The sequence below is a fragment of the Candidatus Mycobacterium methanotrophicum genome, assembly GCF_023515995.1.
GTDB classification, from domain to species: Bacteria; Actinomycetota; Actinomycetes; order Mycobacteriales; family Mycobacteriaceae; genus Mycobacterium; species Mycobacterium methanotrophicum.
In genome coordinates, this window is record NZ_CP097320.1 from 4652523 (window position 1) to 4671938 (window position 19416).

Consider the following 19416-nt stretch of genomic DNA (forward strand, 5'->3'; position numbering starts at 1 on the left):
GCGCGCGGGGTCACCGGGTATCCGGTGGCGGAGCTGATGACGCTGGTCGAGACCGGCACCCGCGCCCTGCTCGGCGCGGTGTTCGGGCCGCCCGCGACCGGGGAGACCGACTACGCGCGCAGGCTGCTGCACCTGCTCGACGACACCATGCTGGTGCTGTGCGACCGCGGCTTTGACGCTGGCGACTTCCTCACCGAGGTGACCGGCGCCGGCGCCGCGTTCCTGACCCGGCTGTGCGCCACCCGCCGCCTGCCGGTGCTGACTCGCCTCCGCGACGGCTCCTACCTGTCCACAATCGCCGCATCGAAGACACTGACGGTGCGGATCATCACCGCCGAGGTCACCGTCACCTGCGCCGACGGCACCCGCTACACCGCGACCTACCGGCCGGCCGCCACCCTGCTCGATCCGCGCCGGTATCCCGCCGCGGCGCTGATCGCGCTCTATCACCAACGGTGGGAACACGAGATCGCCTACCTGGCGCTGCGGCACACCCTCTGCCAACACCGGGTGCTGCGATCCGGCGACCCGGGCGGGCTGACCCAGGAGATGTGGGGCCTGCCCGCGCTCTACCAGGCGCTGCGCATCGCCATGCTGGACGCGATCGAATCCGTCCCCGGCGCCGACCCCGACCGGGCCAGCTTCACCACCGCCCTGGAAACAGCCAAAGACCAGCTCGTCACCGCCGGAAACATCATCCCCGACGACGTCGACCTCGTCGGTGACATCGGCCGCGCCGTCCTCGACGACCCGCTCTCGCCCCGACGGCCCCGCACCAGCGTCCGCAAGGTCAAATCCCCGCTCTCGAAATACCACAAGAAGGACCCCTACCGGCCCGAACGCAGCACCCCGATCACCAGCCTCACCGTCGCCATCAACGACCCCGAACCGAAAGCCGCGACACGCCAACCGAAATGCTTGACCAGAGCTTGCGGAATGTGTTGCGCATGTCGAGCACACGCTCACGCGCGTCGTGATCCCGCACCACATTCCATGCGAAACGCAGCGCGCGCAAAAGCCCTTCGTCGGCGATCACCCGGCGTGGCTCCAACAGCAGCAACGGCGCGAATGACACCGCGTCGACCCGGAAGCCCGCCTCGGTGAGCAGCTGCCGCCACTCGGCGGCCCTGAGCGGATCGACGGTGGCCTTGATCGAGCGGTTCAGGGCCTGGCGAACCTCGGATTTGGTGTCGTCGTCGATTCCGTCTTGCAGCACCATGTCATGGATGGCAAAACGACCACCCGGCCGAAGCATGCGGTAAGCCTCGCGTGCGACTTCGGCCTTGTGAGCATCGGTCTGCATGGTCAGTATCCCCTCGCCGACCACCACGTCGGCACTGGCATCGGGCAACCCGGTGTGAGCGGCCTCCCCCTGGATGGCGCGGCCCCGTTCGCCGACGGCCGCGCGGGTCAACGCCGCCGCGTCGTCGTCGAATTCGACGGCGACGTAGCTGGCGGGCTTGCGGTTCAAGACCGCCATCGCGGTTATGCCAAGACCCGGTGCCAGCTCAACCACATCGGCTCCCGGCAGCCCCGCCCCGGAGAGCATTCGTTCGGTTAGCTCACGGCCTCCGGGCCGCAGCACGCGTTTGCCCAGCCTGGCCAGCAGCCAGTGCCCGGGTAGGTCAATCGTCTTTTGTCCCGACATCGGGAGTTCCATATAGCCAGGCTAGCCAATAGCGCACTTGACCGAAGCACGGTGCAGGTTGGTCGGCGTCACCCGCGCACCGGTGCGGAAGGAAACAAGCCCTAATGTCCGAGCAGGTTGGGCGGTCCTCGTCGCCGGCGACGGTGTACCGCGTCCGGGCGCACAGCATCGGCGCGGACGGGCCGAGGTGGCTGCCGGCACTGAGACGATCGCCTTCGACGCCAGCTGGGCCAGCGAGCCGTCGGGGTTGCCGGGCCCGGCGGAGTTGCTCGCGTCGGCGTTCGCGGCGTGCCTACTCAAGAGCCTCGAAAGATCCGGGCAGCTGCTGCCGTTCCGGTATGACCATGCCGAGGTCGATGTCGCCGCCCGCCGCCAGGACGCGCCACCGAAGTTCGTCGAGATCACCTGGGAGATGCGCCTGGTCACCGACGAGCCCCAGCACCACGTGGACCTGCTGGACCGCAACCTGCGCCGGTTCGGCACCGTCTACAACACCCTGGCGGCGGCGTGCGCGATCGAGGGACGGATCCTCACCACACCGACGTCGGCGAAGGCGTGAGCATCGACACCGCCGCCGCCTCGGCTACGGCGGCACAACACCGCCCGCCGCCCGCCGGTCACGAAGTGGCAATGGTGACCGTCGACGCCAACGAAGCGGTCGCGTCGGTGGCCTACCGGCTGAGCGAGGTCGTGGCGATCTACCCGATCACGCCGGCCTCGCCGATGGGTGAGCACGCCGACGAATGGTCAGCCAAGCAGCGGCCCAACCTGTGGGGGACGGTGCCCCAGGTTGTGGAGATGCAGTCGGAAGCCGGTGCCGCCGGCGCGGTGCACGGGGCGCTGCAGGGCGGCGCGCTGGTGACGACGTTCACCGCGTCGCAGGGGCTGCTGCTGATGCTGCCCAACCTCTACAAAATCGCCGGCGAACTGACTGCGTGCTGCATCCATGTGGCGGCCCGCAGCATCGCCGCCCATGCGTTGTCGATCTTCGGGGACCACTCCGACGTGATGGCCGCCCGCCCGACCGGATAGGCGCTGCTGGCATCCGGGTCGCCGCAGGAGGCGCAGGATCTCGCCGCCATCGGCCATGCGGCCACCTTGGTCACCCGGGTCCCGTTCCTGCACTTCTTCGACGGCTTCCGCACCTCGCACGAGATGCAAAAGATCGGCGCCCTCGACGACGACACGCTGATGGCCCTGATCGACGCGGCCCGAAAAGTCTGTTGTTTCACCCGGGCAGAGAGGCGCTGCGCTTACTCAAAGCCGCCGAACAGCAAAGCCTGTACGCGCTCTGGGCGCTGACACTGCGATGAGCCTGCCTTGACGAGTTGAACGGTCCATAACGGTTTGCTCACGCTTCGGTCAGGAGCCGGGTCAGATAGAAGGGTTCGACCGGTCCGACTTCGACTCCAGCTCCCACAGGACCGAAGGCTTCCTGCATCCGGGCGTCGAGATGGGAGTTTTCATGATCCCAGACGGACTCCCACACGCCATGCATCAGATAGGCCCGCAATCCTCCATCGGGGGTTGTGTTGCGCAGGATCTCAGTCGAAAGCGCCTTGCGGTAAAGTCGATTATTGACGTTTTCTCAGTAATTTCCGCGTTGGAGAGTCGATAGTACGATCGCGGCGGCAACAACTGCGCCAATCCTGGTTGGACACAGGCGGATTCGACGGAGGCAGCGCCAACGCTGTTTGAGTTCGGCGTTGGCGCGTTCACCGATGGCACGCGCCGCGGTGAGCAGCATGTTGTAGCTCTGATTCTCCACGGCCAGGCCGCGGCCCTTGACCGGAGTGTGCACCCCGATCCCCGCTCCTTCGTAGCCCTTGTCGGCCAGCGTCGGCACCCCGTCGGCCGCGGACTTGTACAGCGCGCCCAGGCAGTGCGCGCGGGCGGCGGTGATGTCGTGCACGCTGCCCGGCTCGACCTCGCTCGACCACACCGGGAACCCGCCCGGGTCGGCCAGTATCTGCACATTGCCGCCCTGGGTTTTGTGCTTGCCCGAATACCACCGGTGATGGCCGGCCTCGTTGCGCTCGTCCACCCGGTCGATGGCGATCAGCGTCCCGTCCAGCGTCACGTGCGACCACTGTTCGGCCTTGGCCCGGTCGAGCACTTCGTGCAGGTCAGGAGCTTGTTCGGCGATCACGTCGATCGCCTCGTGCAGATAGCGGTAGCTGGTGGAGATCGGCAGCCCGGCCTCCATCGCCAACAACCGGATCGGGGCGTCGTCGCGGAACCACCGCAGCACCAGCTTGGCCTGCGTGCGCACCGTACCCGACCGCCGCCCGGCCCGCGTTCTGATCTCGCGCCGGTGAACGTGCAGCAGCGCGGTCACATGCAGCAGGGTTTCCTCCGGCACGTCGCAGATGGCAGAGTAGGTGAACACGTGGGGTCCTTTGCAGCGGAGCGGGTTTCCTCGTCGAAACCGAATCCTTGAGCAAGGACCCCACGCCCAGCCACTACGACACGCCGAAAACTCCAGTCACACCAGACTCACGAGCCCCAAGTGAGAAAACCTCATTCTTGCTGCCGGGCTGGCCGATGCCGCCTGGATCATCAATTGGCTGATAAGTTTCTTGTGCGACCTCAAGAAGCGGGAGAACCAGTTTTTCCCATTCGAGGTGTCCGGCATCCGCGACCGTGACATGATTACCGACCGTCACGGTGTCGCGCTCAGGGGCCTCCACGGGATGACGCAGAAAGTGCGTCATTTCCGGCTGCGTCACGTAGATGCCCGCGCGGTCGCCGGCGGCGATGGTGTGAAAAACGCCGCGATAGACACTCATGGGCCGGGGAGATTTGACCACCCCGGTCGGCGTTTGCGTTACAGCATGAAGGAACGGCAGGATCACTCGGTCGAAGTCCGCGTCGATCTGCGATGCTTGGAGTTGCGTGGAATCGGCAAAGCGAATGAACAGCGAATAAAAATAAGGCTGCGAATGGTCTCTGACGCCGTCGAGATACGCTTCGGCAAGGATCCCTTTATAAGCCTCGGGGTAGTTCTTCACCATGGTCGAATCGCCGCTCATCTGCTTGAGCATGAGGCTCAGAAAACCCTGGCTCCTTGCACCATGCCGACGCCCGCTCCGTTATAGCGGCTCTTCAATTTTAAACGGGCAGTTGTGATTTCGCTCACATAGAGCGTGTCGCTGCATAAGGAGGCCCTTGGCCTTCCGAAGTCTGAAGTTGCGAATTACTCAGGCGAAGGAAGGAAGCCAAGGGCCGTGATCGACGGTACGACATTGTTGTTTGGGCTGCCAGGTGTACAGGTTGAGCGTGTCGAGCGCTGGGCAGATGGGACGCGGGTGGTGCACGTGGTGACCGCGAGCGAGACCGCGGCGGCGTGCCCGTCGTGCGGGGTGGTGTCCACCTCGGTGAAGGAGCGGGTGAGCGCCTCGCCGCGTGACATCCCCTACGGCGAAGACCGAATCATGCTGCGCTGGAACAAGACCCGGTGGCGCTGCCGGGAAGACTATTGCGAGAAGTCCTCGTTCACCGAGGCCATCGCGCAGGTGCCGCCGCGGGCGCGCACCACCGGGCGGTTGCGCGCCGCGATCGGTAAGGCGATCGGGGATGCGGCCCGCTCGGTGGCCGAGGTCGCTTCCGCCCATCAGGTGTCGTGGCCGACCGCCCACCGCGCCTTCGTCGCCCACGCCGAGGCGCTGCTGGCCGAACCCGAGCCGGTCCGGGTGCTCGGCATCGACGAAACACGGCGCGGAAAGCCCCGCTGGCAGCGGTGCGCCACCACGGGCCGCTGGGTGCGGGTCGACCCGTGGGACACCGGGTTCGTCGATGTGGCCGGCGATCAGGGCCTGCTGGGGCAGCGCGAGGGCCGCACCGGCGCCGCGGTGATCGACTGGCTGCGCGAACGCAGCGAGGAGTTCCGCGCCGGGATCGAGTTCGTGGCGATCGACCCGGCGGCGGTCTACGCGGCGGCGATCCGCACGCCGGGGTTGTTGCCCAATGCGACGCTGGTGGTCGACCATTTCCATTTGGTCAAGCTCGGCAACGACGCGCTGACCAAGGTGCGCCGCCGCGTCACCTGGGACCTACGCGATCGTCGCGGCCGCACACTCGACCCCGAATGGGCCAACCGGCGCCGCCTGCTGCGTGCCCGGGAACGCCTGTCGGACAAGAGCTTCGCCAAAATGTGGAACGCGATCCTCGCCGAGGACAACACCGGCCAGATCCTCTCAGCGTGGATCGCCAAAGAAGAACTACGCACCCTGCTATCGACCGTGCGCGTCGGCGGCGATCCGCACCTGACCCGGCACCGGCTGCACCGCTTCCTGTGTTGGTGCATCGACTCCCAAATCCCCGAACTGCTCACCCTGGCCACCACCGTCGACACCTGGTGGTCCGAAATCAACGCCTTCATCACCACCGGCATCACCAACGCGGCCACCGAGGGCTACAACCGGCTGGTCAAACAGGTCAAACGGGCCGCCTGCGGATTCCGCAACACAGAAAACTCGGCCCGCCGGATACGCTTCCACTGCACCCGCAGACAGCGGGCCGCAACCCAGACTTCATGCTGATTGCCCGGTCAAAATCGAAGAGCCGTTATAGCCTCCATGGCGGCGTCATGTTCGGGGCCGGCAACGCGAAATTCGAAATAAAGCGTCGCAGGCCCCTCGGACGCGCCGCGGGCCGCAAGTGTAGCCATTTGTGTCATATTTTCACGGTACGCTGAGGTTTTCTCACTTGGGGCGCGTGAGTCTGATGTGATTGGTGATGCCGGCGTCTCTTACCTGATGGACGCGGGGTCCTTGCCTGAGGATCGGTTTCTACCACGAAATCGACTGCCCCCCAGGAGGACCCCGCGTGTTCGCCTACTCTGCCATCTGCGACGTGCCCGAACAAACCCTGCTGTATGTCACCGCCCTGTTGCGCATGCATCGACGTGAGATCGGCACCCGGACCGAACGACGTGCCGGCACGGCCCGCGCCCAAGCGAAGCTGGTGTTGCGGTGGTTTCGCGACGACGCGGCGATCCGCATACTGGCCGCCGAGGCCACTCTGGGGCGGCTGGCGAGAAGTCGTCATCGCCGGACGGCCCGTCCCGTTCCGGGATCACTCGTGTGCCGTTTGACATGAGAAGTTCGTTGAGGCGGGCACGGATTAGCGTTTGCTTTGACGTGCCTTTCAACACGACATCCAGCCCTGTCTGGCCAGTACGGATCTCAACGATCTCCACCAACTCCCCGTCGTGCACGAGCCGGGTGCCCACGCCGATGCGTACCCCAGCCGAAGTCATGCTGGCCTCCTCAGTTCTGTTCGTCCGCCAAGTGGCTCGCTCAGGTCGATCAGCAGTTCCTGCAGCCAGAGAAGGTGCAGCACAGCAGATTTGACGTGGCGGATCGGCTCCCCTGGCAGGCACTTGAACGCGTCCGCCAGTGGCGAGCCGTCCAGATTCTTCTTCTCCCGTAGTTGCACCAGGAGCTCCGGCCGGAATAGCCAGTCGCGCCGGTATCCCGCTAGGAAGCGGAGGTTCTCCAACTCCACTGCGATGGGCTCGGTCGCCACTTCATAGCGCCATCCGCGCGCCTCAACGAGTTCTCGAGTCCACTCGAATGTGAAGGCCACCTTGGGATCGGAGAGCCGGCGGGCGGGCTTCACATCGATGACCACAGGGCCTGTGTCTGTGATCAGCAGATAATCCGGGATATGCTTGCGTGGCTTGCGGTCGATCGACGCCCGGAGCAGAAATGGTTGGGCGACGATTTGCCGCACGCTCATGTCGAAATCGGCAAAGAGCAAGCGCGCCAATTCAAGTCGCGATTCGTAGATGACGTGACGGCCAACGGTGCTCGACCAGTAGGTTCCCGAGTAGTGCTTCTGCCCAGCGCGCCACCGGAACTCACGCCACGGATGCGCATCCGCCAGGATATTCGGACCAGCGGCGGCGAGTGCAACCGAGGACACATCGCCTTTCGGCGCGGTCCGGAACCGCACCGTTATGGTTGCAGCGCTCTTGGCCGCCGGAACCATGTCTCTCCTGCTACCGCTTGGTCAAATCTGCACCCGAAGTCATGCTCAAAGAGTGGCACTCGCAAGCTCGGACACCGCGCAGGCGCGTCGGGGTGTCTCACCGCCGCTTCAAATTTGAAGTCCAATTGGAAATCATCCGTGAGATTTTGAAGTCCGGCGTGAGACCCTACACACAATGTAGGTCCTCACCGCTGATGGCATCTCACCATTGCCGCGAACTGCGGTTCTCGAAGTTGTCTCACGGCCGCTGCGGCCCGGTTTGTCTCACGAAACGCTTCATTTCCCAGCGCTACCGTCGCAGCGGCGGGAGCCCGCCGGGATCTGCGGAAAATGAGAGGACCGCGTCGCGGGTGGGCTTCTAGGATTCGCGGATGGAACCGGGCGGGATAACGACGGCGTTGGCACGTCGCCTGGTGGACGGCCAGTTTCCGCAGTGGTCGTGGCTGCCGATTCGAGCGGTGGCGCGCCAGGGTATGGACAACCGCAGCTTCCGCCTTGGTGACGATCTCGTCGTGCGCCTGCCCGCCGGCGAGTGGTATGCCCTGCAGGTCGCCAAGGAGCAGATGTGGCTGCCCCGGCTGGGGCCGCTGTTGCCGCTGCCGATTCCACAACCGCTGGCGCACGGTGTCCCGGGGTGTGGCTACCCCTATCCCTGGTCGATCTACCGGTGGATCGACGGCACCACCGCCGCCGAATCGGTCACCGACTGGCGTCCCATCGCGGAGCCCTTGGGCCGATTCCTGGCCGCGCTGCACCACGTCGATCCCCGCGGTGGCCCAGAGCCCGGCCGGCACAACTTCTTTCGTGGCGCGCCGGTGAGCGTCTACGCCGAGGAAACCACCGCCGCGATCGACACCCTCAGCCATGAAATCGCCCGGTCCGGCGCCCACGCCGTCTGGGCCGCCGCCACCGCCACCCATTGGACGGGACCGCCGCGGTGGTTTCATGGCGACGTCTCCGCCGACAACCTGCTCACCCGTGCTACGCATCGCACCGTCTCCCGAGCCGGGTAGCTCAGACGTCACGGCCTGGGCCGATGATTACATCCACTTCGAGAACGAGCCCGAGTGGCAAAAGCTTTTGCGCAAAACCATAACGACTCGATGCGCGGTGCTAGACCCGTCTCCCGACGAAGTCGTACACGCCACGTTCTACGGTGACAAGCCACCGCGCATGGATATCGAGAACCTTGTGCTCTACAACCTCCATTACTCGTTCATACAGCCTGGCCGCAACGGGATTCGCTTCGAACACGGACTCGATACACCTGCGGCACCTAACGGGGAGGCGTATCGAGTCGGTTACCGCTACGCACTCGCACCCCGCGAGGGAGGCTTCACCGACTGGGAGCACGGCCGCACGGTGGCGTCGTTCGATTGGACCGACCTCGGCGAGTTCCGTAGAGAGAAGGTCCCGGCTCAGGTCTGGCTAGCGCTCGCCCGCGGCCGCAGCGGACAGCCAGAACCAACTCTCGTGGCGGGGACCCCCTTCGCGGTCAACGTAAAAATCCGGCCACCGCGTGTCAATTCACCCGGCCCGAATACCGAACTGGTGAAAGGAATTATCGACGGCATCGTCTGCGCATTCCAAGCCCACATCGACCCTTCGACCTCAGGCGAGGTCGCGGCACGGCTCGCAAAAGTCCTCCCTGCCGATCCCGAAGAGATCGAGACCCTGCTGCTCGAACGCAGATGGTCCGTGCTGGGTGCTGTGCCTCGACTGGTCTTTCTACGGGGTGCCACCGTGCAGTGGAATCCCGCCGACGACTGGTGTACCGCTGGCGAGCTCCTCACTGCTGCACCGGAACCGACCGGCACAGGCTGGGCGATCAGCGGGCAGATCGTCGAACTGTCGCGCCGACCAAGCGGACGCGCAATAAACTCCGACGCCCGACGTCCCTATGACCGCCCCTGATCGTCCGCCGGAATCGTAATGCATGGAGACGTATCACGAGCACTGGGATGCACAGCAGAGACGCTACAAGCACAAGCTAGACAACGAGATTCGAGGTTTCCCACCTCGTTGAGACTGCACCCCTAGTCCCGTCGCAACCGTTCGACGTGTGCCTGTCTCACGCGATCTGCACAAGTGCAGCGGTGGTGCAGCCCAACGTGAGAAAGTGCAGTCAAAGTTGAGAACCTACACCCGTGTGGCTTCTCAAGTTCCGTGTCCAATTGCTGACCGCTGACCTGGCGGAACGCGCGGCGTCTCACGTCGTGTCCAGCCGTATTTGTCTCACGTCGGTGTCCATTGTTGGAATTGCCTCGGTTCGCTCGTCTTCGGCTCGGTTGGTTGGTTGGGGGTGCCGCTAACCATCGCGACCGCCAGCGCTCCCTCTCTGTGACGAGTGGGGGCCGCAAGATAGGCAAGTAGTTCATCGCGTTCGTACCACGACGTGGTCGCCTCGGATGGCCACCGTCAGATGCGAAGAAGCGCTTCGGCATTCGCGTGGGCTATGGCATGGGTGTCGTCCTCGGACAGACCCGCTCGTTCCAGAAAGGTGGAGACGTCGTCGCGCACGATGTAGGGGAAGTCCTCGGAGTAGACGATCCGGTCGGCACCCAACTCGGCAGTCATGTAGTTCAACTGATTCTGGTTGTACATACCCGACGGGGTGATCCACACCTGCTGGCGGTAGTAGTCGCTCGGTGCTCGTTCCAGCCCGGTGGGCACCAAGGCAAGGGTTTCGTCGAACCGCTCCAGGTAGAAGGCGGCCAGTTCTCCCCAATGACCGCTGAGCAACTTCAGCGTGGGATGACGGTCCAGGGCACCGGAGAGGATCAGGCGAAGGACGTGGATGCCGGCGTCGGCGTGCCATCCAAAGGCTGGTCCGGAGAACATGATCTGGACTGATGCAGGCCAGTCGCCGGCATAGTAGTGCGTGGAGACGGGCGTGTCCGGCAGCCCGGGGTGGACGTAGATGGGCAAGTCGACGGCTACGGCCGCGGTCAGAATCGGGTCGAACCGGCGGTCGTCGAGGAAGGATCCGTGGAAGCTACCCATGATGAGAGCGCCGACGAACCCGTGCTCACCGACGCACCTCCGCAGCTCCTCCGCGGCTGCGTCCGGGTCGTAGAGGGGCAGCGTGGCGAAGCCTCGGAACCGATCCGGGTGTTCGGCGATCTGGCCGGCCAAGTCGTTGTTCACCCGCCGGCACAAGTCGACGGCCTCGGGATGGTTGAGCGTGCTGGGGCTGCCGTTGCCGTGAGAGACGACCTGAACGTCGATGCCGACCTGATCCATGTGTGCCAGCCGGTTGCCGTCCAACCGAGTGGTGGAATCAGTGTCCGACGTAAAGGCCGTGGCGAAGTCGGCGAGCCCCTCGGCGGGCAGCGGGGGCGGCCCGGCCAGCTCCGCCACGCGGGCACTGACTTGCCGGTGTTCGAAGTGTTCTTCGACGGTGATGATGCGCATGATGTTCCTTTCCTGGGCGAGTGGCGCCCGCATCACGCCTCACTTTCCTGCAGAGAGGGCGCGACGACGCCCGTTTCGGGTGGGCCGACTCAGCAGATCAGCGTGACGTCTCGGTGGCCGCGGCGAGAATCCAGTTGCGGAATTCCACGGCGAGGTGTTGTCGGTGATGTTCGAAGACGTCTACTGGACACGCCGCGGGAAAGTACGCCGTGAGGCTGGCGTTTGAAACCCTCGGCGGTGTCGCCGAACTGCGTGCACATCCGGCCTATGAATGTTCCGTCCGGCAGGGTCAACGTCGCGATCCTGCGGATCGGGTAGTCGGCTTCGGGCAGCACTTCGGCGACGATTGCGTCATCCCACGTCGCGGCGCCTTCGTAGATGGGTAGCCGGATCTCGCAGACGTGTGCACCGAGCACCTCGACGATCTTGACCGATGCATCGGGTAGAGGCGTGATGACGATGTGGTCGGGTTCGGCAGCGAGCATGACGCTCTCGTTGTCGAACTGCCGGTCGAGCCATTGCAAGAACTCAGACGACGTGAGTCCCTTGATGGCCAACACCGTCGTGGCAGGCCTGAGTTGGCCGGAGCTGGCCGTCACCCGCCCGCTCATGAAGGCGTTGGCCTCTTCGATGTCGGCACTGAGCAGGTCCAGCAGTCCTTGTCGGCCGAGCTTGCCCTTGAGCAGGGCCAGCATTCGCCGTGCATGTTGCAACTCGAACTCGTCGATGTCGCCCGGGGCGGTAGGACCCGATACGAGATCGACGACACACGGCGTTGTCGTCGGTTGGTTGCCTGGCATCTTGAGTATTCCTTGGTGAAAGATCGTCAAACGAGGCTGCCGAGCCGCGCCGTTCAGTCTCGGTGGTCGGGGTGGTGGCGGTGTTCGATGAGTTCGAGAACGATGCCGTGTGGATCCTTGAAGGTCAGTATCCTGAGGAAGCCGTCGGTGGGGGCTTGCACGGTGGCGGGTTCGCAGAGGAGTTCGACGTCGCCGCGCCGGCGCAGCGTGTCGTAGATCGCGTCGGTGTCGTCCACGTCGAAGGCCATTCGGGTGATGCCCACGTGGTTCATCTGCCCGTAGGGGCCTTCCCCGACCACGGTGGCGGGTTCGACGAATTCGATGAGGTCGATGACGGTGGCGTTGTCGGTGTGCTTGCCGCGTAGGTGGTTGGCGTGGATGACGATCTCTCGTCCGGGGAAGCCCAGGACGGCACCGTCGGAACGTTCATTCCTCAGGCTTCCGATGGATTCGAGCCCGAGCACGTCCTGATAGAACGCGAGCGCCTCGTCGATGTCGGGCACGGTGATGCACACGTGGAAGAGCCTGTTGATGTATCTATCCATCGTGATCGTCCTTTGCTTCGGGCTGGTCGGCTTGGGTGGCGGTGATGAACACGCCGAAGGGGTCTCGGAAGCTAAACCAGCGTGACCGATGAGTGTCCTGGCCTTGGCGAATGACGATTTCGCGTGGTGAACAGACGATGTGGACGCCGTCGTGCGAAGCGATCGCCTCAAACGCGTCGTCGACGTCATCGACGAGCAGAGCCAGCCGTGTCAGTCCTGCGTGGTTCATCCGGTGGTAGGGGCCGTCGTCGGTATCGGTTCGGGGGTCGGTGAATTCGACGAGATTGATTGCGGTCGCGGACTGTTCGGTTGCGCCGGCGGTCACGACGTGGTGCGCCGTGAGGCTTACGACTTCTCTGTCGAAGCCGAGCAGGACACCGTCGGCGTCACCGTTGTCGGTAGCGAAAGCCGATTCGAACCCCAGGACGTCGCAATAGAATTTGAGTGCCTTGGTGATGTCGGGTACGGCGATGCAGACGTGCAGAAGTTTCGCGGTTAGCGAAGCCATGGGTGCTCCTTATTTGGGCATCGCAGCTGTTCGCGTCGATCGACCGGATGCCGTGTCGGCATCGGTCGCAGTGATGCGGGCAGTTAGTCGGCTTGGGGGAAGGCGTTGAGTAGGGCGATCTGACCGGACTCGCTGGCCTGGTGGAGGACATTGAGGTCCATGTCGGGGTGGTGGTCTCCCTCGGGTTGCGGTACTGCCGGATTACCGGTCCACGAGACCAGCCGGCACACCCGATGTGCGATGCGCCATCCCGCCGCGGTGCGGACGAGGGTGTCGTCGTACCAACCGGTGCCCTGCCAGGTGGGCCCGCCGTCCGCGGCGTGGCGTACGAGGAGCCAGTTGCCGTAGCTGAACGCGTACGCCTGGTCACCGTCGACCTTGACGACTTGGCCCATCATGGTGTGTTGGTGGCTGTCCAAGGTTTGGTGGAAACCGGCGAACGATTGCTTGAAGTCCGCCAGGCCGGTCCAGGCCGCGCCGGCGGGGCCGAACTCGGCGACGACGTCGTCGGTGAAGACGAGGTCGAACAGGTCCCAGCGGTGAGCATCGAGTGCGAGGCCGTAGAGGTTGAGCAGCTCGACGATCTCCGCGTTGTCCTGTGCGGTCATGGATATGAGCCCTTTCTATCCGTTGCAGCCGGATGGCGGATCAGCGTGTCTGGATGGGGAGTTGCAGATAGGAGGCATGCTCCCCGCCGGTATGGATGACGTGTCGGCCGCTGTTGGCGCCGATGTACTCGCCAATGGCGGGCATCAACGTGCCGAGCAGATTGCGGCTGCTGATGACGAAGCGCAGCTGTTCGCCAGGGTGGAACGCCAGGCCGATCGGCAGCAAGTCGATTTCGACGTCGACGACGTCGCCGCCGCTGAGCTTCTCGATCCGGTCGAAGGTGTGGACGGGCACGTCCTCGGTCGACAACGTCTCGTCGAGGTGACGGACGGAAACGCGCAACCGGCCATCAGGTCCCTTGTACCGCAGGACGGTAGCTCCGTGATCGGTAAGGTCATGGACCCTCGCGTTGTGATTGGGCACGGTGAACTGCGCCAGCGGCGTGCCGTAGGCATCGAGCTTCTGCATCAGCACGAACAGATCCATGTCCTCGCCACCTCGCGCTTCAACCCACAGGTGAGCCTTCGGATAGCCGACCATCACGGTCTCTCGGTCGAACTTCTTGATGAACGACACCGCGTTCGGGTTGGAATCGACGTCGTAGACTGCCTCCACCCCGTCGGTCGGTGCTTCGGCACTCAAAACTCGCGCACGGCCGTCGAGGTAGTACTTCGTCGAAATGACCCCCGCTGGCGGAAACTCATCCGCGGAGACGCCGACCCGGTCGCCACCCCCGAGGTCGAGAACCGAGTAACGAACGCGGGGGGTGGATTCCCAACCGTTGTGGATGTCCTTCAGGTAGCGATCGAAGAAGCGTCGCAGGTCTTCCCTGTTCGCCTCGTCGTAGTAATCAGGCCACTCCTGACTGTTGTGGATCCGCAGCCACTTGTCGTGCGAAGCAATCCGCCGCCAGGCGCGGAACGTTCCCGCGGTGTGCAGTGTGTTCGTGTAGCTCGCGACCACATAGGCCGGCACAGTGATCTGCTCGAAGGCTGGGATCTTGTTCTCCCACAGTTCATTCATCAGCGGACAGCGCTCGGCTTCGGCCAATACGTCCTCTTTGCGGTTCTTGCCGAAGAAGCTGCCGTCCTGAAGCTGTTCAGCGAAGCCGGTATCGGGCATGCCGCCCCGCATCACCAGGTCGCGGTAGACGTCACTAACGCCCTCCCACGGGTTGATCGCCGCCAGGTGCGGCGGCTGCTCGGCGGCGGTGAACCACTGCGACACCGCTAGGTAGGAGGTTCCGCTCATCCCGACTTTGCCGCTGCACCATGACTGTTCGGCCAGCCACTCGATCACGTCGGAGCAGTCGCGACCCTCCTGGCGATCCCACAGCACACTGTCGCCTTCCGAGTCGACCACACCGCGAATGTCCGGATTGCAGATCGCGTAGCCCTGCGCGCACCAGTACGCCGGGTCCGGCCCCTCGAACTTCTCCAAGCCGGAGACGATTCCATCGTCGAGGCCGACCATGGCGAACACGCCTTTCACGCTGGCCGACGTGCCTTGGCCCTTGCCGTACGGGCTCCACGCCACGATCACCGGCACCGGCTCGTCGCCGACGGGGCGGAACACGTCGACGTGGACGGTGACACCGTCGCGCAATGTGACGGCGACGTCCTTCTCGAACACGACGTCAACTGGAAGCCGCAGGAACTCCGGTGCGATCTGAAAGCCCGCCGGCAGCGTCTGCACGCCGGGCTCGAACGGGGTCAACACGCCAGTGCGCCCAGGAGGGAGGGGCTCGGACGGGACGAAGATCTTCTGCTCGTTGCTCACGAGTTCATCGCCTTCCCAACATCAAGGTTCGTTCCGGACGATGCGCAGGTCTGCGTCTACAAGATACGAACCGTGTCTTATGCTGCCGACACTACGCCGCCGAGATAAGATACGCAACGTGTCTGATGCGAGCGGTTCCTCAGGTCCTGCACCCAAGGGGCGCCGGCGCGACGACGTGCTGATGTCGGCCATCCACGCGGCAACCCAAGCCGAACTGGCCGACTACGGCTACAGCGGGGTGACCTTCGAAGGCGTCGCTCGACGCGCGCAGACGAGCAAACCCGTGCTCTACCGCCGCTATCCGTCGCGAGCGCACATGGTCGTCGACGCGTTGCCCAACCTACGTTGGCAGCCCGACGACGAACTGCTGGCCGGCGAGTCGCTGCGCGACGATCTTCTTTCGCTGTTCGGCGCCGCCGTGGAGAACTTCGTCGCGATCGGCATCGGCAATTACCGCAGCCTGATCGCCGACGCCGATAAAGACTTGTTCGAGGTCCTCGATACCCAAGTGAGCGGCCTCGCCCGGCGGACGGTGGTGCCAGCACTGCAACGCGCAAGGGAGCGCGGCGAACTCGGTCCCCACGCCATCCCCGAACGGGCGGCAACCAGTATCGGAATGCTGCTGCGCGACGAGATGTTGTTCTCCCGCAACACCGTCGGCCCCGACACCATCGCCGAGATCATCGACACCGTCTACCTACCCCTCGTCGAAACGCTGTCACACCAACCGGCAAAGGCGTCCTCAGCGGCCCGTCGCCGCAAGACATCGAATCCTGCCTCCCGCAGCGCATCGCCCCGACCCAACACCTGACGACGCTCACATGTGAACCGCATCATTCGGACCAATTCCGAAACGATGGAAGCTGACGGCCGCCACGCCATCATCAACCACCCACCCATTTCACACGCCGACCAAAGTCACCCGAGTGCCCACTCGAAACTCATCGAACACATCGACGGTGCCGGACGACGATGCACCGTCGGCTTTCGACGGACCGTCATCTAAGGGGCACCAAATTCTCACTTTCATGTCCAATTGGACATCGAGTGGACATTTCACTTGAGAATTGGACATTAAACTTGAGAAGCCACAACCCGGTGTAGATCCTCAAGCTTTGCGTCGTATCCCAACACTCTGACCAGCACACTTGCACGTGTCTCATTCAGCCGGGCCGGGTTTCAGTCTCACGACTTGTGTGCACATCTTACGGCGAGCGCTCCGGTCCGACAGGCGTCGTTCTCAGCTGATGCGGCGCGCTCAGTTGGGTCGTTGACATCGGCTTGGGCAACCACTTCTCCTGGTCGTTCGATTGCTGCTCAGCGGGGGCAGCCCTCCTCAGGTAGTGGATCGCGGAGCAATGGTGGTGTCGCGGTACTGCGAGAAGCTCGGCACTGTCACGGAACGCTGACATGACGTGCCGGCTCGACGTGCGCTACAGCCACGGCCAGACCCGCCGAGCGTGGCCGGCAACTCATCGGAGGTGGTGCGAGATAACTGGGGTCGGCGCCGTCATCTCGGCTGGCGCTGCCTTCGAGCGGGCGTTTACTGCTCCGACGACTCGGGACCCGAATGGTGTCAGTTCCATCGGCCGTCCGCGTTCGGCGCGGACGAGGAGTTTCTGGTCCAGTTCTCGTTCGAGGCGGTTGATTTGGTTGACCAGGGTGAACTGGTGGACGCCAAGTTCTTTGGCGGCGATCGTCATTGTGGGGTACGGGCTGGCGGCAGCGAAGCGTTGCAGGCGTTCCCAGCCGCCGATGCCGGCAAGCGCTGGTCTCAGGATGTCTGGCGCTGCTTGTGCTTCGGCGGCCGCGGCGAGGTTGGCGCTGTGGCTGGGGCCGCCGCGTGACCGCTTCGGGATGTTGTGGGTTTTGGCCCACCGTTCCATGTTGGCGGTGCTCATGCCGCACTCGCGGGCGAGGTCAGGGAAGGCCCTGCGCTTGTTGACGTATTGGTCGTAGAGCCAGTCGCGGTCGACGTGATGTCGTGTTTGGCGGCCGGGGACGCGCAGGGGGATGCCGTAGTCGTGGGCGAGTTGGGCGACGGTTTTGCGGTCGACGCCGATGCTGGCGGCGATGTCCCGGAGTCCACGACCGTCCGTCTCGTATAGGTCCTGTAGGCGGTCTGGGGTGAGTGCTGATTTTGCGGTGCGGTACCCGGTGCCTCGGACTCGGCCTTGATCGTGGGTCACCGGCTCTCTGGCCGGCGCCGGGTGCGTGGTGAGGAGGTGTCGGACAGTCTCCAGGGTGGTGCCGAGGTGCTCTGCTGCCGCGCCGAGGCTGTAGTCCTCGACGCGGATCAGCCGGTGCAATTCACCGATGTCCACCGCGGCTGGGTCATGGCCGGGCAAGTGCAGGTCGCCGAGCATCGCCGTCGGCGGATGCCAGGTGAGGGGTTCATCGCCAATCCCGTTGGTGGTGAGGAAGTCCTGGCCATGCCGGTCGAGTGCGGCGGCCAGCTCCGGGGTCAGGTGCTCGGGAAAGTCGGCGGTCTTGGTGCGGAACTCGTTGTCGTCACACGCGAACGGCGCGGCGCTGGCTGGAAGCGCGCTGAGCCGTTCGAACAGATAGCACCGTGCCACCCTGGCTCGCGCCGACCTTCGTCCTGGTGTTGCGGTGTCGCGGCAGACGCGGGCCCATGCGCTGTTGGGCAGCAACGTCGAGAAGTCGAGTCGGCGGCGACGCTGGTAATCGATCGGTGTCTCGGTGTCTGCCAGGTAGTCGGCCAGGAGGGTCAGTACCGCGCTGACGTCGCTCCACTCGTTCTGCTCAAGGAGTTGAAGCACTCGCGACAAACCCTGCCCCGTCATCGGCGCCGCGATTCGTTTGCCGGCCTCGTGCAGGGTCAGCCGGGTGCCTACCAACATCATGGCCGCGGACAGGGCCGGTCGGAGATGTCGTTGATGGCAGGTGGGGATCGTCATGCGCAGCGACCACGCCGGCCAGAACATGGTCGGTGTGCGCTGGGCGAGGCGATCGACCCGGGCTGAGCCCGCGATCGGTCGCGAGGGCTTCTCAGATGCGGTCCGATACCGCAGCTGCTCGCTCGGTTTCAGCAGGGGAGCCAAGGCAGCGATCTGGGCCGCGGTCAACGTCGACGTCGTGCGCCGGCCCCATCCGATATTGGCGGTGCTGACCGACAGGCCGCGGTCACGCGCACCGCTGACCAACCACCGCATCGCCGCTGCTGCGGCTGCGATGTCGGGCTTGCTCAGGCTCGTTAACGCTGCGGCGACCCCAACTGCTGCGGTGGCGGCGTACGCGGGCGTTGCGAGCCCCGGTTTGTTTTGAGCCCGGGCCGGACCCGATCTTTCTTCTGCTCCGGCGCGGTAGGCGGTGACGAGATCGGCGGGCAGGATGTTGGCGAGTTCGTCGTGGCTGGCGTAGGCCAGCACGCGGCCCGCCACCGCGCGAATATCGGCGAGCACCCCGGCGCCGGGCTTGGGATCGCGGTGGTAGACGCCGAATTGAGCCGTTGCCGTCTCGATCACGTCGTACACGATGTGCTGGGCCACCAGCACCGGGTGGTCGTCGGTGAACTGGGCCACCGGTGTTGCGGTGAGGTCAGCGGCGCAGCGTGCCGGTGCACGCCCGGTCGCACCCGGTGCTGGGTTCGCGCAGTGCGCTGGGGCAGGGATCGCGTCGCTGATGTGTGGACGGAGCCGTTGTACTCCCCCGCACGATGGGCAGCCGTCGGCGAGTAGACAATGGTGTTCGGTACAGGCGAACGCCCAACCCAGGCGCCACGACAGTTGCCAGCGACCACCTGTCGCGGCCAGGCACTGGGGGCAATATCGTGAACCACTGGAGCGGCCCCACGGGAAGGCGCGGTTGACGGTGCGGGTCGCGGTATCAATGCGTACTCCGCGGTCGGCGTAGTGGGACAGTGTCATCGCGTCGATCGTGTCGGCGTCGAGTCCGCTCGCCGTGGCGATCGCCGTGCTCTCGCCGGGGCGCAACTGCACGATCCACTGACTGGTACAGGTGCCGCCGGACGGTTTGAGCCCTACGGCGGTGATCAGGTCGGCCCAAGCAGTATGGGTGCGGGCCGCCAGTGCCTCCAGCCATGAGTCGATTGCCTCACCGGGCAGCGAAGGCACCCGAATTGGCAGTGTGCGAACG

The 19416-nt window shown here is 64.7% G+C and carries 18 protein-coding genes and 2 pseudogenes; 8 read left to right on the forward strand and 12 right to left on the reverse strand.

Features of this window, described 5'->3' with window-relative positions:
- Window positions 1-36 precede the first annotated feature (36 nt).
- Window positions 37-501, forward strand: a pseudogene (locus M5I08_RS24275) (transposase); the annotation flags it as partial.
- A 373-nt stretch (window positions 502-874) separates the two neighbouring features.
- Here the strand turns inward: M5I08_RS24275 and M5I08_RS24280 are convergent.
- Entirely contained in the window at window positions 875-1660 is a 786-nt protein-coding gene (locus tag M5I08_RS24280; protein ID WP_219070871.1) for a class I SAM-dependent methyltransferase, read from the reverse strand.
- Between the two features lie 70 nt (window positions 1661-1730).
- Between M5I08_RS24280 and M5I08_RS24285 the strand changes: the two genes are divergently transcribed.
- Together M5I08_RS24285 and M5I08_RS24290 are read left to right on the forward strand one after the other, a co-directional pair.
- On the forward strand, window positions 1731-2207 hold the full coding sequence (locus M5I08_RS24285) for an OsmC family protein (protein ID WP_249763004.1): 477 nt from the start codon (window positions 1731-1733) through the stop codon (window positions 2205-2207).
- Between the two features lie 65 nt (window positions 2208-2272).
- A pseudogene (locus M5I08_RS24290) lies at window positions 2273-2851 on the forward strand (pyruvate:ferredoxin (flavodoxin) oxidoreductase); the annotation flags it as partial.
- Window positions 2852-2999: 148 nt separating this feature from the next.
- Here M5I08_RS24290 and M5I08_RS27385 read toward each other — a convergent pair.
- The 3 genes from M5I08_RS27385 to M5I08_RS24300 form a co-directional block, all read right to left on the reverse strand.
- A complete protein-coding gene (locus M5I08_RS27385) occupies window positions 3000-3191 on the reverse strand; it encodes a hypothetical protein (protein WP_440271479.1) in 192 nt (63 codons plus the stop codon).
- Between the two features lie 45 nt (window positions 3192-3236).
- Window positions 3237-4037 (reverse strand): transposase family protein, encoded by an 801-nt coding sequence (locus M5I08_RS24295; protein ID WP_249762759.1) that lies wholly within the window; start codon window positions 4035-4037, stop codon window positions 3237-3239.
- A gap of 73 nt (window positions 4038-4110) precedes the next feature.
- Window positions 4111-4692, reverse strand: coding sequence for a hypothetical protein (locus M5I08_RS24300; RefSeq protein ID WP_219070936.1), 582 nt, complete (start codon window positions 4690-4692; stop codon window positions 4111-4113).
- Between the two features lie 108 nt (window positions 4693-4800).
- Between M5I08_RS24300 and M5I08_RS24305 the strand changes: the two genes are divergently transcribed.
- A complete protein-coding gene (locus tag M5I08_RS24305; RefSeq protein WP_249763296.1) occupies window positions 4801-6189 on the forward strand; it encodes an ISL3 family transposase in 1389 nt (462 codons plus the stop codon).
- Between the two features lie 286 nt (window positions 6190-6475).
- Window positions 6476-6748: a hypothetical protein gene (locus tag M5I08_RS24310; RefSeq protein WP_219067566.1), complete on the forward strand. Its 273-nt coding sequence runs from the start codon at window positions 6476-6478 to the stop codon at window positions 6746-6748.
- Between the two features lie 156 nt (window positions 6749-6904).
- Here M5I08_RS24310 and M5I08_RS24315 read toward each other — a convergent pair whose 3' ends face one another.
- Window positions 6905-7642, reverse strand: a complete 738-nt coding sequence (locus M5I08_RS24315) for a TnsA-like heteromeric transposase endonuclease subunit (protein WP_249763005.1) — start codon at window positions 7640-7642, stop codon at window positions 6905-6907.
- Window positions 7643-8013: 371 nt separating this feature from the next.
- Between M5I08_RS24315 and M5I08_RS24320 the strand changes: the two genes are divergently transcribed.
- Both M5I08_RS24320 and M5I08_RS24325 read left to right on the forward strand, forming a co-directional pair.
- A complete protein-coding gene (locus tag M5I08_RS24320) occupies window positions 8014-8655 on the forward strand; it encodes a phosphotransferase (protein ID WP_219067565.1) in 642 nt (213 codons plus the stop codon).
- Between the two features lie 97 nt (window positions 8656-8752).
- Entirely contained in the window at window positions 8753-9556 is an 804-nt protein-coding gene (locus M5I08_RS24325) for a hypothetical protein (RefSeq protein ID WP_219067564.1), read from the forward strand.
- Between the two features lie 504 nt (window positions 9557-10060).
- Here the strand turns inward: M5I08_RS24325 and M5I08_RS24330 are convergent.
- The 6 genes from M5I08_RS24330 to M5I08_RS24355 form a co-directional block, all read right to left on the reverse strand.
- Window positions 10061-11089, reverse strand: a complete 1029-nt coding sequence (locus M5I08_RS24330; protein WP_249763006.1) for an amidohydrolase family protein — start codon at window positions 11087-11089, stop codon at window positions 10061-10063.
- A 56-nt stretch (window positions 11090-11145) separates the two neighbouring features.
- Window positions 11146-11856 carry a hypothetical protein gene (locus M5I08_RS24335; RefSeq protein WP_219067562.1) on the reverse strand — a complete coding sequence of 237 codons (711 nt, stop codon included), beginning with the start codon at window positions 11854-11856 and terminating at the stop codon, window positions 11146-11148.
- A 53-nt stretch (window positions 11857-11909) separates the two neighbouring features.
- Window positions 11910-12401, reverse strand: coding sequence for a VOC family protein (locus M5I08_RS24340; RefSeq protein ID WP_219067561.1), 492 nt, complete (start codon window positions 12399-12401; stop codon window positions 11910-11912).
- Complete coding sequence (locus M5I08_RS24345) at window positions 12394-12909, reverse strand: VOC family protein (RefSeq protein ID WP_219067560.1); 516 nt, start codon at window positions 12907-12909, stop codon at window positions 12394-12396. The genes M5I08_RS24340 and M5I08_RS24345 overlap by 8 nt, the downstream gene beginning before the upstream one ends.
- An 83-nt stretch (window positions 12910-12992) precedes the next feature.
- On the reverse strand, window positions 12993-13517 hold the full coding sequence (locus tag M5I08_RS24350; RefSeq protein ID WP_219067559.1) for a nuclear transport factor 2 family protein: 525 nt from the start codon (window positions 13515-13517) through the stop codon (window positions 12993-12995).
- Between the two features lie 40 nt (window positions 13518-13557).
- Window positions 13558-15297, reverse strand: coding sequence for a CocE/NonD family hydrolase (locus tag M5I08_RS24355; RefSeq protein WP_219067558.1), 1740 nt, complete (start codon window positions 15295-15297; stop codon window positions 13558-13560).
- Window positions 15298-15478: 181 nt separating this feature from the next.
- Between M5I08_RS24355 and M5I08_RS24360 the strand changes: the two genes are divergently transcribed.
- Window positions 15479-16108, forward strand: coding sequence for a TetR/AcrR family transcriptional regulator (locus M5I08_RS24360; RefSeq protein WP_249763442.1), 630 nt, complete (start codon window positions 15479-15481; stop codon window positions 16106-16108).
- A 661-nt stretch (window positions 16109-16769) separates the two neighbouring features.
- On the opposite strand, the gene M5I08_RS24365 is transcribed toward M5I08_RS24360, so the two are convergent.
- The gene (locus M5I08_RS24365) at window positions 16770-19394 is read right to left on the reverse strand and encodes a TniQ family protein (protein ID WP_249763007.1); all 2625 of its coding nucleotides are present in this window, start codon (window positions 19392-19394) and stop codon (window positions 16770-16772) included.
- Between the last annotated feature and the right edge of the window lie 22 nt (window positions 19395-19416).